Below are 16,789 nucleotides of genomic sequence, written 5' to 3'. Positions count from 1 at the left end.
TTCGTGCGGACTACATCTCGATAGAGATGTGAATGCGGCACTCACTATCAAAAAAGAAGGCATTCGCTTATTAGCGATTGCCTAATCATAAAATATAAACGCTTGGAACAAGAGGGTTAGATTGGTCCATTTCGTCAGCTAATAAAAGTGGCGATTACCCAAGAAGCTCCCACTTCAAGCGACCCGTAAGGATAGTAAGTGGTGGGTAGTTCACCGTGCTCTTCTAGCAAAATCAACAAACCGAAATTTATCTAGGCGATGCCTGGATTCTGTATATTGAAATAAACTTGCGTCGTCTAAATAAACAAAGTTTTTCACGACCACGACATAGGGATATTCCTTTAAATCTAAATAGATTTGATCTTCCTTGGTTGCTTCTTCAACTAAAATTTCTTTTTTCGCAAAGCTTATCTTTAAATTGAGTTCTTGTTCGATGTAATCATAAATGGAATGCTCACAAATTTCCTTTGATAGATAAGGGATGTACTTTTGATGAAAATAATCTTTATCAAAAATAATTTTTTCCCCGTCTATTTTACGAGAGCGATAAACCTTCCAAATAGAATCCTTTTTGGTTACTTGTAAATGTTGCTGCAAGTACTCATCGGGGTATATAGTCGAGACTTCATACACAATCGTGGTTGAGGCTTTTCCCATTTTTTCAGTTACTTCCTTAAAACTTGTGAGTCCTGATACAGGAAAGTCAAAGCGCTTCATATCTAGCACAAATGACCCTTTACCTTTTACTTTTTGAATATAGCCGTTTTGCGCAAGAAGGGTTAGAGCTTTGCGAATGGTCTCACGTGATGTACCGTATGATGCTACAAGTTCATTTTCTGAAGGGAGTTTGGTGTTGCGTTTGTATGTGCCTTCTTCAATGGCCTGGACGATTTCATTATAAATAGCAAGAAATTTATTTTCTTTCATGTTTTATCACCTAGTCTAGTTATACCATAAATAAAAGAGAGCTGACTCAAAAACCTTGGGAATCAGCTCATTGTTTCTTCTCATTTTTTTAGATAGTACACAATAGATTCATACGGGCGTAATGTGATTTGACGATACTCTTCTGGTGAATCACTGTAATTGGATAGTAAAATTTTGCTCGTATATCCGCTTGTGTCCACTTCATCAAACAAGGTAAAAGTTGTTTCATGACCATAGAAGTTATTGACAACAAGAAGCTTCTCCTTTGACCCGTTTCGTACATAAGCAAAAACATCCTTATGGTCACCTTGAAGGAGCTGATAATCACCTTCTGTAATAATGTCATACTGCTTTCGAAGGGCAATAAGTTGTTTATAGTGATAAAAGACAGACGTTGGATCTTGTAAGGCGGACTCGACATTAATACTAGAATAATTAGCATTAGAATCAATCCAAGGCGTTCCTTTTGTAAAACCACCATTCGGCTCGCTGCTCCATTGCACTGGAGTTCGTGAATTATCTCGAGAACGGTGCTGTAAGATATTTAATACCTCTTTGTCGCTCTGCCCTTGTTCTTTTAATATCCTATAAATATTCAAAGATTCCACATCTCTGTAATCTTTAATATGATTAAACTTCGGATTGGTCATTCCGATTTCTTCTCCTTGATAGATGTAAGGCGTTCCTTGCATCATATGAATCGTTGTTGCAAGCATTTTAGCAGACTCTTTATGGTAGATTCCATCATCACCGTATCGGGATACAACACGAGGTTGATCATGGTTACACCAAAAGAGAGCATTCCAACCGCCACCTTCATGCATTTCCGTTTGCCATGTAGAAAGAATGTCTTTTAGTTTTAAAAAATCGAAATCCATTAATGACCATTTTTCTCCGTTGGGATAATCAACTTTTAAATGGTGGAAATTAAACGTCATACTCAATTCTTGACGTTCAGGATTACTATAACGAATGCAGTTCTCTATAGTTGTAGACGACATTTCTCCAACCGTCATAGCATCATATTTCGAGAATACCTCTCGATTCATTTCGCGAATATACTCATGAACAAAGGGACCATCTGTATAAAACTTCCGTCCATCCCCAGGCAGGGTCTCCCCGTTGTCATCAGGGAATTTTTGATCTTTAGAAATAAGGTTAACAACATCTAATCGGAAGCCATCTACTCCTTTTTTAAACCAGTAATGCATCATATCATAGATTTTTTTCCTCATCTCCTCGTTTTCCCAATTCAAATCAGCTTGTGTGACATCAAATAGATGAAGGTAATACTGTTCTGTGTTTTTATCATATGCCCATGCAGATCCACCAAATTTTGACTGCCAGTTTGTGGGCTCTGTTCCGTCCGGCTTGCTTTTTTTCCATATATAAAAGTCACGATACTGGTTGTCTTTTGAGCTTTGAGATTGTTTAAACCATTCATGCTCTGTTGATGTGTGATTGATGACAATATCCATCACCACTTTAATATTGCGACGATGTGACTCTGACAGAAGTTGTTCGAAATCTGACATTGACCCATATTCCTCGTGCAGCGCGAAATAATCACTAATATCATAACCGTTATCTCGCTGCGGAGATTGATAAATAGGGGTCAACCAAATAACCTCAATTCCTAGATTTTGAAGATAGTCCAGCTTTTGAATTACCCCTTGAAGATCACCGACACCGTTTCCTGTTGTATCATAGAAGCTTTTTGGATAAATTTGATAAACAGTTGATTTTTTCCACCATGGTTGCTCCATATTTTCACTACTTTCTACTTTATTTTAAATAGTTGACTTTATACTCATTGAGCATCATTGCTCTAGGTAATGTTATTAGCTTCGTTTTATCTTTGCAAAAATATAGGTTAGTCCAAATGGAACGATAAGTACCACTGCCATACCTAAAAAGAACGTTGGCCATTGGGTAGGGAAAATAGAGAAGAAGCCTGGAATTCCGCCTACTCCGATCGAAGACGCTTTCACGTTATTAATTGCTAAGATGACTCCACCAATTGCAGAACCAATAATAGCGGAAATAAACGGATATTTAAAGCGTAAGTTAACACCGAAAATTGCTGGCTCTGTAACCCCTAAGTAGGCTGAAACGGCCGATGATCCTGCTAATCCTTTTAACTTTTCATCTCGTGCAACAAACATCATTGCTAGGGCAGCTGATCCTTGTGCAATATTAGACAAAGCAAGCATTGGCCATAGGAACGTACCTTTAATACTCGCAATAAGTTGTAAATCGACTGCTAAGAATGTATGGTGCATGCCCGTAATAACAAGAGGCGCATACATGCCTCCGTAGATTAATCCACCTAAAACAGGGGCTACTTCAAATACTTTAACAATAGCATCTGTAATCACATTCCCTAAGCTAAACGTTAGAGGACCAATTACAATGAACGCTAGAAATCCTGTAATTAAAAGAGCAATTGGTGCTACCAAAAGAAGCTGAATAGAATCAGGAATACGCTTACGTAAAAAGACTTCAATTTTCGCTAGCAGGTAGGAGGCAAATAGCACAGGTAAAACCTGTCCTTGATAACCTACCTTATCAATATGAACACCAAAGATATTCCACGTTTCAATCGTTCCCTTTGTTTTTGCTTCCGCATAGCTATAGGCGCTTAGTAAATCTGGATGTACAAGGATCAAACCTAATACAATACCGAGAATGGGACTTCCACCAAACCGTTTAACAGCTGACCACCCAATTAAAGCAGGTAAAAAGGTAAAGGCTGTATTTGCGATTAAATTAATGATGCTTGCTAGGTCTTTCCACTGGGGATAGACTTCAACGAGGGATTGATTTTCAAAGAAGATTCCTGAATTCGTCAGTAAGTTATTAATCCCGAGTAATAGGCCAGCTGTTACAATAGCTGGCAAAATAGGAATGAAAATATCTGCAAGTGTCTTCACTGCACGCTGCATTGGATTTAAATTTTTAGCAGATTCGTCCTTTACATCTTGTTTTGAAGCGGTTCCAATTCCAGTTATATCAACCATTTGATTGTATACCTTATCAACAGTCCCTTGACCTATTACAACCTGGAACTGACCGTTAGTAGAAAAGGAACCCTTTACAAGGTCAATATCATTTAATCTTTCTTGATCAACCTTACTTTCATCCTTTAAGGCAAAGCGAAGTCGCGTCACGCAGTGAGTCGCTGCGGCAATATTTTCGCTACCGCCAATTGCTTCTACTATTTCTACTACTGATTCTTTTGTAACTCCCATCCCGTATCCCCCCTGATATCGTTTTCATTTTTCCTTTTTAACATGGATTCATATAGATGATTTAGTTTAGGTGTTTCTAAACTTGTATATACATGGTATGTTTGCGTTTTCATTATAACTTGTATATACAGGTTAGTCAATGGAAAAACCTCAATATGAATCAGAATCATTTTCATGAGGCTTTATTTTTCTGGAACACGGATAGCAACATTTAAATAAAATATCGTGTTCCAGAAGGTCTCGTATCGGTGATTAGTCAGATTAATGAAATACATAAATAGCACAAGGGCTATTATGATTGAAAGGTCATTGTTCCATACTCATGACAAAGAACAGGCCCCTTGTCGCTATACGATGAGGGGTCTTTACTTATCATGTGAATATGCAAGCGGAGAAAATAAGTGTAAACACGACTAAATAGAGATCACCGGAACGATGGTTATCCTCATCTTTTTTACTGTTTTAGAGGTGGATTCGATAAATGGTTGGATGAAAAGGGGAAGGAGCAAAAAGAGTTTGTGGAGATGAGCAAAGTTAGTTGAAATAAAATTTCAAAGTTTTGTAATGACCCTACCTATATAACTAGAGAAAAAGTAGTGAAAAGAGTGATGGCTGTGCAAAAAATGGGTATCCTAAAACGGATAAATGACTTTTTGATATTTGATGGAGGATCAATAAGATACCCAACTTACCGGATACACCACTTCACATCTAGTAAGTTGGAGATTAGTATTAAATATTAGTATCCAATACATTATTAGTTTGTTTTTTTATACTAAAGATTACATACTTAATTCTAAGATACGTAATACATCTTCCTTATAGAGTTTCTTAAAATTTCCAATCTTACCAAATTGAACGGCTTCATTGGCCATGCGCTCAAAATAGGTATTATCTATCCCAACTTCCCCGAGACAAGTAGGAGCACCTAATTTCTTAAAATAAGACTGCGTAGCATAAATACCTTCTAACGCAATCTCATCTTCTGTTTTACCTGTTGTCTCTACATTCCACACTCTGACTGCATATTGAACGAATTTTTCTAGCCGTTCTTTATATACGTATTTCATCCAATTTGGAAACAAAATAGCTAGTCCTTCTCCATGTGGAATATCATAAATGGCACTTACTTCGTGTTCAATCACATGAGTAGCCCAATCAGCAGTTACACCGGTAGGTAATGTTCCATTCATCGCATAAGTTCCCGCTAAAAGGAGGTTCGCTCTTGCATCATAGTCTTGGCTGTTTGCTAAGACTCTTTCCCCATTTTCAATTACGGTCAATAAGATTCCTTCAGCAAATCGATCTTGAAGGGGGGTACTGGGGGTTTGACTAAAATACTGTTCAAAAACGTGAGACATAATATCTACAATGCCATTTACCGTTTGGTTTGCAGGGACCGTAAGTGTATAAGTAGGATCAACAATAGAAAACTTTGGATAGAGTAGTTTGCTACCCATGGTTCTCTTTTGCTTTGTCTCTAAATTTGTGATGACAGCTCCACCATTCATCTCAGAGCCTGTCGCAGCCAGTGTTAGCAACGTTCCAAGTGGAAGAGCCTGTTGAATAACAGCCTTCCCAATCGTAAAGTCCCAAACATCCCCATCATAAAGCGCTCCTGCAGCTATCGCTTTAGCTGCATCAATTACACTTCCTCCACCTATTGCCAAAATGAATTGAATATCATTTTCACGACAAATTCGAATTCCTTCGTTGACGGTTGATAATCTTGGGTTGGGTTCAATTCCTGACAATTCCTCCACTGTGGCACCCATGGCAGAAAGTTTATTTTTAACTTGTTCATAGAGGCCAAATTTCTTTATACTTCCTCCACCATAGACAAGCAGCACTCTTTTGCCGAAGGGTTGAATTAATTCGCCAAGCTTATCAATTTTCCCTTCTCCAAACACTAGTCGAGTTGTGTTATACAGCTCAAATCCATTCATCTTTTTTCCTCCTCAATGATTGAAATCACCTTAGCACACAATTGCCAAAGAATTTACTCATGATGAAATGAACTAACAAACTACATGTTATGGAATGGAAGAAGAGAAGTAAAATAACAAAATTTCAATGTATCTATAAGAAAATTTATTGTTTTTATTTACCATTTTTATTTTCAAAACAAAAGAGTTGCCTTAGAGTCATGTCTAAAGTTTATCTTAACAACTGTACTCGTACGAGAAATCATTTTTAATAACTAGAAGGGAGATCAGTATGAAGGCCTTATTTTATTTCATCGCATTCGTGGCAGGCATGGCGTTAAGTATAGAAGGAGCCATTTATAGTGAATTGGGAAAAGTCATTGGGAAATTTGAAAGCAGCTTTTATAACTTTTTTGTAGGAAGTATTATTTTACTTCTAATTGTGCTCTTTTTCGGAAGAGGAAATTTGAATGAAACGTTTCGAGTTCCTAAGTGGTACTTGCTAGGTGGTTTATTCTGTGTGATTTATTTAACTGTTTTAGTATTCGGCATACCAAAGGTGGGCGTTGGAATTTCAATGATTGCAGCCGTAATGGGGCAAATTGTTGCAAGTATGCTGATTGAACATTTTAAATGGCTTGGCAGTTCACAAAAGCGTCTAACAAAAGACCGCATAATTGCTGTACTCTGTATGGTCGTGGCCATGTTCTTTATTTATTAACGAAGGAGGAGACTTAGATGAGTTTGATGATTATCTTTTTAACATTTCTAGGTGGATATATTTTAAGTGCACAATCTTCTATCAATGGAAAATTGAGTTCTAGGTTAGGAACTCTTGAAACAGCTTTGGTGACCTTTGTGACAGGTGCGTTATTTCTAGCCATCTGGTTACTCTTTTTTGGACAAGGAAACCTTTTAGCTATTGCAGAAGCACCTAAGTGGCAACTTCTAGGCGTATTCTTTGGAACAGGATATTTATTTTTAACGATTCTAGTCGTTCCTAAAATCGGTGTAACGGTAACGAATATAACAGCAATTGTTGGTCAAATTACAGCGGGTTTTTTAATTGATCAATTTGGTTGGTTTGGTGCTTCGACCATTCATTTCAATTCGTCTAAATTCGTTGGTCTTGTATTCATGATGATCGCACTCATCTTTATATTTAAAGATGATCGCAAACAACAACATTCATAATATAAAAAACAGCATGAGGTGAAAATAATGAAATATGATGTAATCGGTATTGGTCTTGGACCTACCAATTTAGGATTAGCTGCTCTTCTGGAAGAAGTATCAAGTACAAAAGCGTTATTCTTTGAAGAAAAGGAATCTTTTGTTTGGCATCCTGGTCTGTTATTAGAAGAAACAACCTTACAGGTTCCTTTTATGGCTGATTTGGCCACTATGGCAAACCCTAAAAGTGAGTTTACGTTTTTAAATTACTTACACGAGACAGGGAAGTTATATCTATTCTTTTCATACAACGAGTTTACCATTCCAAGAACGGAATACAATCACTATTTAAACTGGGTGGCGAATAAATTAACTACTCTCCAATTTAATTCTAGAGTAGTAAATGTACAACTGGAGGAGACAGGTTATAAGGTCAGCGTCTTGGATAAGAAGACAGGAAAAGAGAAACAATACTTTTCTAAACACGTTGTTCTTGGTACAGGACAAAGACCGTCGATTCCGGTACCAGTAAAGGAATTATGGGGAAATCGTGTCTTTCCTGCATTACAATACACCTTTAAAAAAGAAGAGATTGTAAAGTTAGACCACATTACTATCGTAGGATCGGGACAAAGTGCGGCTGAAATCTTCCTCGATTTATTAGAAGAACAAAAATATCATAACTACGAGCTGGAGTGGCTAACCAGATCTCCAGCACTAAGAGAGTTAGAAACAACAAAATTCCGCTTGGAAATGTTTACACCAAGCTATGTGGACTATTTCCAAAACCTTTCGTTTGAAAAGCGAGAAAAAGGACTATCTTACTTTTATCAGTTACGAAATGGCATTAACCCGGAAACATTAGACGCTATTTATAAAAAGCTATACCATCGATCAGTGAATTTTACAGATTTACGTGCATCAATTCGTCTTCACTCTGAATTGGAGTCAATTGAAGATGGATTTATAGTAAATGCCAAGCATCTAGAAGAAGAAAAAGAATTTCAACTAAAAACAGATGCGGTCATTTTAGCAACGGGGGTAAAGGCCAACATACCAGATTGGTTTTATCAAAACTTTTCACCCCTAATTAATTGGGAAAATGAACAGCATTTTAAATTAAATCATGATTTTTCGTTGTCGTTTACTCACGATCATCCACATCACTTCTTTGTATTGACTGACTTAGATTATTCGCACGGGACGGCCTCAACCAATTTAAAGCTTTCTGTTTTTCGAAATCAACTTATTATTAATACGCTGTTAGAAAAAGATGTCTTTAAAATTGAGGAGAAAACAGCATTCCAACTATTTTCATCTCATTCTATACGTTAATAGTTGCCTTAGATACGACTCTAATGTTTAAACTATTTTTAAATACTAGGAGGCGAAGTGAAAAATGTCTTTTACAATTAAAGAAGCATCAGAAAAGGTTGGACTCAGTGCCCATACTATACGGTTTTATGAAAAACAAGGGTTACTCCCTTTGTTAGAAAGAGATGGGACAGGATATCGTACTTTTACGACTCATGATATTGAATGGTTAGACTTTATATCCTGCTTACGTAAAACGGATATACCTTTAACGGAACTTAAAAAAATTATGGATCTAACTCTAGAAGGAAATCACACGATCGAAGCAAGAAAAGAAATTCTTTTAAACCATAAGGAAGTTATGTTGGAGAAACAACGGGAATTGGATAGAGCCTTTCAAAAAATCGAAAAAAAGGTACGTTACTTTAATCATTTGAAAGAAAGTACAGTGAACCATACCGAACCAAATTTGATTTTTTCATGTGATTCGGACGAAGAAATTTAAAAAAGCAGATAAATTCCTTGCTTTAGAGACGACTCTAAACTTTATGATGTCCATATAACGAAGGTACATTACTCGTTCGTTCATTCGTTCACACTATTATAATGGAGGTATAGTAATGGATAATTTTCAGTATGTAAATCCTACTAAATTGATTTTCGGAAAGGATCAAGTTAAATCTCTTGGACAAGAAGTTCAAAATTACGGAAAGCGCATCTTACTCGTTTATGGCGGGGGAAGTATTAAAAAGAATGGTCTTCATGTACAAGTAACAGACGAATTAAATAAACTATCGGATGTGGAAATTGTTGAACTTTCAGGAGTTGAACCAAACCCAAGACTTTCAACGGTAAATAAGGGTATTCAACTAATTAAAGAAAATCAGCTTGACTTCATTTTAGCAATCGGTGGCGGTAGTGTAATTGACTGCGCAAAAGCTATTTCCGTAGGTGCATTATACGAAGGAGATGCATGGGACATTGTAACAGGTAAAGCAACACCGACTTCTTCAATACCACTTGGAACCATTTTGACAATGGCAGCAACAGGTACAGAAATGAATGGAAACTCGGTTATTACAAATTGGGAGGAAAAAGATAAAAGAGGCTTCAGCTCCATCTATACGTACCCAACGTTTAGTATCCTTGATCCTCAAAACACTTATTCCGTACCAAAGGATCAAACTGTATATGGGATTGTGGATTTAATGTCTCATGTATTTGAGCAGTATTTTCATGCCTCAGACAATGCACCGCTACAAGAACGATTTGGAGAGTCTATTTTAAAAACGACCCTAGAGGTTGCGCCAAAATTACTTGAAGATCTACAAAACTATGAAAATCGCGAAGTTATTATGTTAAACGCAACGTTTGCTCTTAACAAAGTACTGACAATGGGGGTTCAAACTGATTGGGCCACTCACATGATTGAGCATGCTGTTTCAGCTGTTCATGATATCCCACATGGTGGCGGACTGGCAATTCTTTTCCCACATTGGATGGAATTTGTAGCAGAAACAAAGCCAGAAAAAGTAGCACAATTAGGTATTCGAATATTTGAGTTGGATTCTACAAATGGAAGTATGGACCAACTTGCCAAAGAAACAATTTCTAAGTTAAGTGCTTTCTGGACATCCTTAGGAGCGCCTACAAAACTATCTGATTATGACATTGATAATAAAGAATTAGACTTAATGGTTGAAAGAGCCATGGTAGGAGAAACAATTGGTTCCTATGTTCCTTTAACGAAAGAAGATGTAAGAATCATCCTTGAACGTGCACTGTAAGTAAAGTTAAAAGACATTTACAAAAAAAAGCTCCTGTTATCCATGGAAACATGGCACATAACAGGAGCTTTTTTATTTTTTCGAGTTAAATAAATGCAACAATAAGAAGCGTTGCTATAACTCCAACAAAGTAAAGGTTAGTAGAGGGGGAGAGAGATTTTCTCCATTTGGATTTAGAGGTGGAGACGTAAGGTTCCTGTCTCATCAGCCTGCAATCGCAGAAGCGATACTCCTCCTGTAGATGTTCGCGTTCTAAGAGAGGATAACGTTGATTCTTTACTTTGTTTCCGTTTCTCTTTTGTTTGTTCTCCATGCTCTTTTGCTTGATTGTGTACTCTTGGTGTAAGCTCATTTGACTCTTCCTTTCTATTCGTAGTATCACTGTCTAATTCAAGCCATAATGAATGGTCTTCTAAGCTCCATACAGGGGCAGGGAAGGCTTGATCCTTCTCGGAAAACTCGTTGATAATCTTCTGAAACTCTTCGGTATGTACAGCCGCGAAAAGCGCACAGCGAATTAACTGTGTTCGTTCGAGACCCGAAGAATCGGCTAGTTTCTCCATATACTCTGCATACACATCCGAATACCGGACAGTCGGGCGGTAGACCACTAGTTACCTACCTTTTGTGTACGCAATAGGATCTGTTTTAACGCTTCTTTACCCGCAGCTGTTAAATAGATATTTTTCATTCCTGCTAATTGTTTTGCTAATTCTTTATTCATAAAGTTTATTTCTCCTCTTTTTTATTGAATGTTTTACTTCATCTTATGGTCGATTGCTTGTCCTATATTCCCAATCTTTCACAAAAAATTGTGAAAGATTGTATACCAATGTGACAAATGCCCATACTGTTAAAAATATTTGTTAGTAAAAAGGAGCAATGAACGATGGGATGGAATAAACCGCGATCTAAGTTTGGTAGATGGTTGGATGAAAAGGGGAAGGAGCAGGAAGAGTTTGTCGAGATGAGCAAAGTTAGTCGGAATACCGTATCAAAGCTTTGTAATGATCCTACCTATATACCTGGAGCAAAAGTGATGAAAAGTGTAATGGATGCTGTACGTAAAATGGATAAACGAAAACGCATAAATGATTTTTTTGATGTTTAATGAAGGGAAAATAACATAGTTAACTTACCTGCTATACAATTATCTATGTGGTAAGTTATCTCCTTATATTTAATGACTAAATTCAATTATTGAATTGTGAACATTGCAAAGATACCTAGCTATCTTATAAAATAAGGGTAAGAAATAAGAAGGATAGGAAGAGGAATAGATGGCCACAAAATTAGTGAATTTACGAATTGATTTTGCTTTTAAACAATTGTTCGGCACCAAAGGCAGTGAGGATATTTTAACAGGATTCTTAAATGCTGTTTTGGAAAAGTCTTTAGAAGCCCCTATCACATCCCTTCAACTTGAAGATCCGCACCTTCACAAAGCTTATGAAGATGACAAATTATCCATCTTAGATTTGCTTGCCACTTTAAATAATGGTTCACAAGTGAATATAGAGATTCAACTTCGCAATACTCATGACATGGTAAAGCGGTCCCTATATTATTGGAGCAAATTGTATACGTCGCAAATGCAAGAAGGTATGCCTTATCGTTCCTTGCGAAAAACCATTACCATTAACTTATTGGATTTCGTTTTATTCCCTTCGGACGAAGAATTTCAGACTACAGGTCAGCTGTGGAATACAACGAAGCAGCGTGTTTTAAGTGATGACATCGAAATTCATTTTGTAGAAATTCCAAAGCTTGTGAAGCAATGGCGGGAAGAAAAAGTTAATCCATGGGAAAATGTATTTGTTCGTTGGATATTACTGTTACCAGCTCATGAAGATGAACATCTAACACAAACATTGGAGGAGATTGCGATGAATCAAGATCCAATTTTACAAAAAGCGATGGATAAATGGGAAAATATGAGTCATGATTCTTCTTTCCGAAGCGCATATGAAGCTAGAGAGAAACTATTGCTTGATGAACAAGCGAAGTTAGCCCATGCTCGTGAGGAAGGATTGGAAGAAGGGATAGAAAGAGGCTTAGAGGAAGGGAAAATCCAAATGATCCGTAGCATGCATGAGAATGGCTTACATCTGGAAGATATCGCAAAAATTTCAGGATTAAAGATTGAAGAAGTAAAAAGAGTAATCCAATAGTAATAATTTGAGTGCTGAATGGATTATCTAATGTATTAAATGCTGCAAAGAGCCACTTGTATTAAACAAGTGGCTTTTAAGTGATCACATTGAAATTCATTTTGTAGAAATTACAAAGCTTGTGAAACAATGGGGGAAGAAAAAGTTAATCCATGGGAAAATGTGTTTGTTCGTTGGATATTACTGTTACCAGCTCATGAAGATGCACATCTAACACAAACATTGGAGGAGATTGCGATGAATCAAGATCCAATTTTACAAAAAGCGATAGATAAATGGGAAAATATGAGTCACGATTCTTCTTTTCGAAGTGCATATGAAGCTAGAGAGAAACTGTTACTGGATGAACAAGCGAAGTTAGCCCATGCTCGTGAGGAAGGATTGGAAGAAGGAAAAATCCACATGATTCGTAGCATGCATGAGAATGGCCTACACCTCGAAGATATCGCAAAAATTTCAGGATTAACGGTTGAAGAAGTAAGAAGAGTCATCCAATAGTAATAATTTGAGTGCTGAATGGATTATCTAATGTATTAAATGCTGTTAAGAGCCACTTGTTTAATACAAGTGGCTCTTAAGTGATGACATTGAAATTCATTTTGTAGAAACCCAGAGCTTGTGAAACAATGGGGAGATGAAGTTAACCCATGACAATGAAAATGCATTTTTTCGTTGTGTATCATAGTTGAATGCTCCTACCGGAAGATATCTCAAGAATTTCAGGATTAACGATTGAAGAAATAAGAAGAGTCATCCAATAATAGCAATTAGAACGCTACAGAAATAATTCAATGCATTTCACGAAGAAAAAGGCCACTTCATAAAGATGAACATCTAACACAAACATTAAAGGAGATTGTGCTGAATTAAGGTTCAATTCCCCAAAAGAAATGGATAAATGGGAAAGTAAAAGTTACGATTCCCCTCCCGAAGTTCATATACATCTTACGAAAAACTAGTCCTGGATGAAACTGTTTACTTTGAATGTAAGGTTAATGTAAGAATAATCGTGTATTCTCGTAAGAATCAGATGGCATTATATAGACATATGAAGAAGAGATTTTAAAGAAAAGTATTGAAAGGATGCAATAACATGAGATTATCAGAGGCAGATCAATTTGTTATAGAACATTACCTAGAAGCAGATACAATTTGTAGCCTGACCCGTAAAAAAGCTAACTGGAGTGCGGTTGAAAAGGTGACAGAAGCAGCTATCTTTCTCTTTACACCGTTTATTAATGGATTAGAGCAAGCAAATGCGTTGTCAGACCTTGGTATGTACTATTTAATAGAGCAACATGGCAAACAATTGTTAGTTCGCGTTCCGAGACTTGGGAAGGACCACACAATTGAAGAAACAGATGTTACAGGAAAGTTTCGAGGATGTTCATATGTCGTAGGTAAAGATCGATTCGAAAAGACAAGAGATTTAAAAAAGAGGTCGTCAAATGAGCCAAATTTATAACGTATTACTCGTAGACGATGAAAGAGATATTGTACAAGTATTAGGACTTTTTCTTGAAAAGGAAGGCATTACCGTGCTAGAAGCTTATGATGGGGAAATGGCATATGGAATCTTAAAACACCATAAGGTCGATTTACTTGTAGTTGATATTATGATGCCACGTATGAACGGATATGATCTCATAAAAAAAGTGAGAAAGGAGACAAATATTCCAATTATGATTATCTCTGCTAAGGTGCAACTTGATGAAAGAATTTTAGGTCTAGATCTCGGTGCAGATGATTATATTGTTAAACCTTTTGAACCTCTCGAGGTAGTTGCAAGGGTAAAAGCACAGCTCCGCAGACTTCAAAAAAGTGAATCAATCGGTGAGGAAAACTTAAAGTATGGAGAAATAGAGTTAGATCAAGAAAAATGTGTTCTTTATATCGAGGGGAATACAATTGATCTAACCAAAACAGAACTTTCCATCATGGAGGCTTTTATCAAACGTCCAGGTAAAGTGTTCACGAAAGAGGAATTATATGAGTGTGCATGGGGAGAGGGTGCTTATGCGGTTGATGATAATACAATACGAGTCACGATCAGCCGATTAAGAGAGAAAATTGGGGAGAAACGAATTAAAACAATACGAGGGCTAGGATATAGGTTGGAGAAAAATGAATAGATTAAAGCAAAGCATTGTTTATCATTATATGTTTGTATCAGCTGTGTTAGTCATGTCGAGCGTGTATGTATGGGGGACTTATAAATGGATTATCCCTTGGAGTTTTGATCACATGTTTGATCGAGCCATTTTCAATGAATTGTTTCTCGGTGGCATCGCATGGATCACACAAATCATCCTTTTTACATCTTGCGCTTACTGGTTTTATCAAAAAGTGAGTAAAGATATTGAAGAAGAAAAGAATCATCGGTTGAAGGAACAAAACCAATTATTTGCAAACATCGCCCATGATTTAAAAAACCCAATGACCACTGTAGTAGGATTATCAAGAGCTTTAGAGGAAGATATAATTGCCGAGGAAAAGCGAAAGTCAACGGTTCACATTATTACAGAAAAAGCTCAGCATATGGATAAAATCATTAATTTGATGTTTCAATATGCAAAAATGGATACAAATTCTTATAAGCTACATAAAAGTGAGATTGATGTCGTTCGTTTGCTTAAAGAGTTTGCAGCGCAGCGCTATCACGAATTTGAAGAGAAGGAAATGGAATTAGATATCCAAGTTCCTGATTCTCCCGTTATATTCTGCTTGAATCGTCTGGAGATGGCTCGTGTAATCAATAATTTAATTACAAACGCTATTCGTCATAACGAGAAAGGAACGAGAGTACAAATCGGTCTAACAACAGATGCAGGCCATTTGAAAGTATGGATTTCTGATTCTGGTCAATCAATTCCAAAAAATATGCAACAAACTATTTTTGAACCATTTATTTGTGGTGATGAATCCAGAAATACAAAGGGCGGGAGTGGGCTTGGACTAGCAATTACAAAGAAAATTGTTGAAAAGCATGGCGGAGAGATTTGGATTGATGAACAAGTGAGTGGTTATACAAAAGCATTTGTGCTGACACTTAGAAATTCTACATAATAAGAAATAATATTTGGTGAATAAAAGTACACCATATCTGTACTATCATCTGCTGTACACAAAGACTCTACGTAGGAAATTAGTTCAATCGGGTGGTACTTATCATTAAGTGGAATAGCTAAATGATAGAATACAGGTTCTTCATATGTGTTAGTTAAGCTGGTGAAGAACTCCGATCAACTAACGCTGAAAACTGGAATGTAAAACACAAAAGCACATATCATAGAAAGTTTTTAAAAACAAGATTAACAATATCCATTTATATCCCTTATAAAGGTAAAATGATTTCATGACACAGCAAACAAGTGAGCATTGAATTATGATAAAAATATGCGTTAGCTATATTGCGAGTAGTTATGATTAAATGTTCTAACGTACTATACCATCTATACGGAGTGAAAATCATGCTTGATAAAGATATCGAAAAAGCCATTGTAGATTTTCTTATTAAAGAGTTGCTTCCGTCTACGGTCTATTTATTTGGTTCCCAAGCAACTAAACATGCACATAAAAAAAGCGATTATGACATTGCATATTTAAGTGAGAAAATGTTAAGTCATTATGAGCGCTTTATGCTTGCTCAGCAGCTCGCTAGCAACTTAAATAGAGATGTAGACCTTATTGATCTTGATAAGGCTTCTACGGTCTTTCAAGCGCAAGTGGTGGGTCATGGAAAGGTATTGTATTGTACAGATGAAAATGACCGTTTAATGTTTGAGATGCTAACTTTCAAGAAATATGCACGATTAAATGAAGAGCGCAAAGAGATATTGGATGCTATAGCTGAAACAGGACAAGTCTTTAAAGATTAAATAGGAAAGCCGTGTTATGTGTATTCGAATAATTCTTTTAATACGGAAAATAATCGGTATAATATTCCATATAATCTTATGGGAGCTGATAATATGACGTTACAGTTGGAGGAGTTAGGATCAGAAGAAGTGCTTGAAGCTTATTATATGGTGAACTACCCGCCATTTAGCACCCTTACGGGTTGCTTGAAGTGGGGGCTTCCAAGATCGTAAGACCTTTTCTTTTATTGCATCTTCATCCACGCTTAAACGGTCGTGTCCGATGCCTTTCCTTCGCGGCGTTCCAACCGCTAGAAAAAATCGAGACAAATTATAACGTCATACCTTGTTCCTTCAAAACACGAATTCCATAGTGTTTGAGAT

General features: G+C 36.7%; 16 protein-coding genes and 1 pseudogene. 12 read left to right on the top strand and 5 right to left on the bottom strand.

Annotated features, from left to right (window positions below):
• Nucleotides 1-210: 210 nt before the first annotated feature.
• The 4 genes from treR to AMD01_RS00070 all read right to left on the bottom strand — a co-directional run bounded on the left by treR (nt 211) and on the right by AMD01_RS00070 (nt 6,124).
• Nucleotides 211-927 (bottom strand): trehalose operon repressor, encoded by a 717-nt coding sequence (gene treR / locus AMD01_RS00090; protein ID WP_053399355.1) that lies wholly within the window; start codon nt 925-927, stop codon nt 211-213.
• Between the two features lie 80 nt (nt 928-1,007).
• Entirely contained in the window at nt 1,008-2,693 is a 1,686-nt protein-coding gene (gene treC / locus AMD01_RS00085) for an alpha,alpha-phosphotrehalase (protein WP_053399354.1), read from the bottom strand.
• A 75-nt stretch (nt 2,694-2,768) separates the two neighbouring features.
• Nucleotides 2,769-4,178 (bottom strand): PTS system trehalose-specific EIIBC component, encoded by a 1,410-nt coding sequence (gene treP / locus AMD01_RS00080; protein ID WP_053399353.1) that lies wholly within the window; start codon nt 4,176-4,178, stop codon nt 2,769-2,771.
• A 782-nt stretch (nt 4,179-4,960) separates the two neighbouring features.
• Nucleotides 4,961-6,124: an iron-containing alcohol dehydrogenase gene (locus tag AMD01_RS00070; protein ID WP_053399351.1), complete on the bottom strand. Its 1,164-nt coding sequence runs from the start codon at nt 6,122-6,124 to the stop codon at nt 4,961-4,963.
• Nucleotides 6,125-6,395: 271 nt separating this feature from the next.
• Between AMD01_RS00070 and AMD01_RS00065 the strand changes: the two genes are divergently transcribed.
• From AMD01_RS00065 to AMD01_RS00045, 5 genes are all read left to right on the top strand, one after another.
• Nucleotides 6,396-6,824: a DMT family transporter gene (locus AMD01_RS00065; RefSeq protein WP_053399350.1), complete on the top strand. Its 429-nt coding sequence runs from the start codon at nt 6,396-6,398 to the stop codon at nt 6,822-6,824.
• Nucleotides 6,825-6,841: 17 nt separating this feature from the next.
• Complete coding sequence (locus tag AMD01_RS00060) at nt 6,842-7,297, top strand: DMT family transporter (RefSeq protein ID WP_053399349.1); 456 nt, start codon at nt 6,842-6,844, stop codon at nt 7,295-7,297.
• Nucleotides 7,298-7,324: 27 nt separating this feature from the next.
• Nucleotides 7,325-8,611: a lysine N(6)-hydroxylase/L-ornithine N(5)-oxygenase family protein gene (locus AMD01_RS00055; RefSeq protein ID WP_053399348.1), complete on the top strand. Its 1,287-nt coding sequence runs from the start codon at nt 7,325-7,327 to the stop codon at nt 8,609-8,611.
• A gap of 64 nt (nt 8,612-8,675) precedes the next feature.
• Nucleotides 8,676-9,095, top strand: a complete 420-nt coding sequence (locus AMD01_RS00050) for a MerR family transcriptional regulator (protein ID WP_053399347.1) — start codon at nt 8,676-8,678, stop codon at nt 9,093-9,095.
• A gap of 115 nt (nt 9,096-9,210) precedes the next feature.
• Nucleotides 9,211-10,377 (top strand): iron-containing alcohol dehydrogenase, encoded by a 1,167-nt coding sequence (locus tag AMD01_RS00045; RefSeq protein WP_053399346.1) that lies wholly within the window; start codon nt 9,211-9,213, stop codon nt 10,375-10,377.
• A 173-nt stretch (nt 10,378-10,550) separates the two neighbouring features.
• Here the strand turns inward: AMD01_RS00045 and AMD01_RS00040 are convergent, their stop codons facing one another.
• A complete protein-coding gene (locus tag AMD01_RS00040; protein WP_053399345.1) occupies nt 10,551-10,988 on the bottom strand; it encodes a hypothetical protein in 438 nt (145 codons plus the stop codon).
• Between the two features lie 278 nt (nt 10,989-11,266).
• On the opposite strand from AMD01_RS00040, the gene AMD01_RS00035 reads away from it, so the two are divergent.
• The 7 genes and pseudogenes from AMD01_RS00035 to mntA all read left to right on the top strand — a co-directional run bounded on the left by AMD01_RS00035 (nt 11,267) and on the right by mntA (nt 16,426).
• Nucleotides 11,267-11,488, top strand: a complete 222-nt coding sequence (locus AMD01_RS00035; RefSeq protein WP_053399344.1) for a helix-turn-helix domain-containing protein — start codon at nt 11,267-11,269, stop codon at nt 11,486-11,488.
• Between the two features lie 169 nt (nt 11,489-11,657).
• Nucleotides 11,658-12,548: an Rpn family recombination-promoting nuclease/putative transposase gene (locus AMD01_RS00030; protein ID WP_053399343.1), complete on the top strand. Its 891-nt coding sequence runs from the start codon at nt 11,658-11,660 to the stop codon at nt 12,546-12,548.
• 73 nt (nt 12,549-12,621) lie between these two features.
• Nucleotides 12,622-13,046 (top strand): annotated as a pseudogene (locus AMD01_RS00025) (Rpn family recombination-promoting nuclease/putative transposase); the annotation flags it as partial.
• Between the two features lie 595 nt (nt 13,047-13,641).
• Complete coding sequence (locus tag AMD01_RS00020) at nt 13,642-14,013, top strand: hypothetical protein (RefSeq protein WP_053399342.1); 372 nt, start codon at nt 13,642-13,644, stop codon at nt 14,011-14,013.
• Nucleotides 13,997-14,680, top strand: a complete 684-nt coding sequence (locus AMD01_RS00015; protein ID WP_053399341.1) for a response regulator transcription factor — start codon at nt 13,997-13,999, stop codon at nt 14,678-14,680. Before AMD01_RS00020 ends, AMD01_RS00015 begins: the two co-directional genes overlap by 17 nt.
• Nucleotides 14,673-15,614 carry a sensor histidine kinase gene (locus tag AMD01_RS00010; protein WP_053399340.1) on the top strand — a complete coding sequence of 314 codons (942 nt, stop codon included), beginning with the start codon at nt 14,673-14,675 and terminating at the stop codon, nt 15,612-15,614. Before AMD01_RS00015 ends, AMD01_RS00010 begins: the two co-directional genes overlap by 8 nt.
• 404 nt (nt 15,615-16,018) lie before the next feature.
• Nucleotides 16,019-16,426 carry a type VII toxin-antitoxin system MntA family adenylyltransferase antitoxin gene (mntA, locus tag AMD01_RS00005; protein ID WP_053399339.1) on the top strand — a complete coding sequence of 136 codons (408 nt, stop codon included), beginning with the start codon at nt 16,019-16,021 and terminating at the stop codon, nt 16,424-16,426.
• Nucleotides 16,427-16,789 lie beyond the last annotated feature (363 nt).

It is taken from the genome of Priestia koreensis, assembly GCF_001274935.1.
GTDB lineage: Bacteria > Bacillota > Bacilli > Bacillales > Bacillaceae_H > Bacillus_AG > Bacillus_AG koreensis.
The sequence above is the reverse complement of the archived record's forward strand: the minus strand, read 5'-3'. Positions and strand labels throughout refer to the sequence as shown.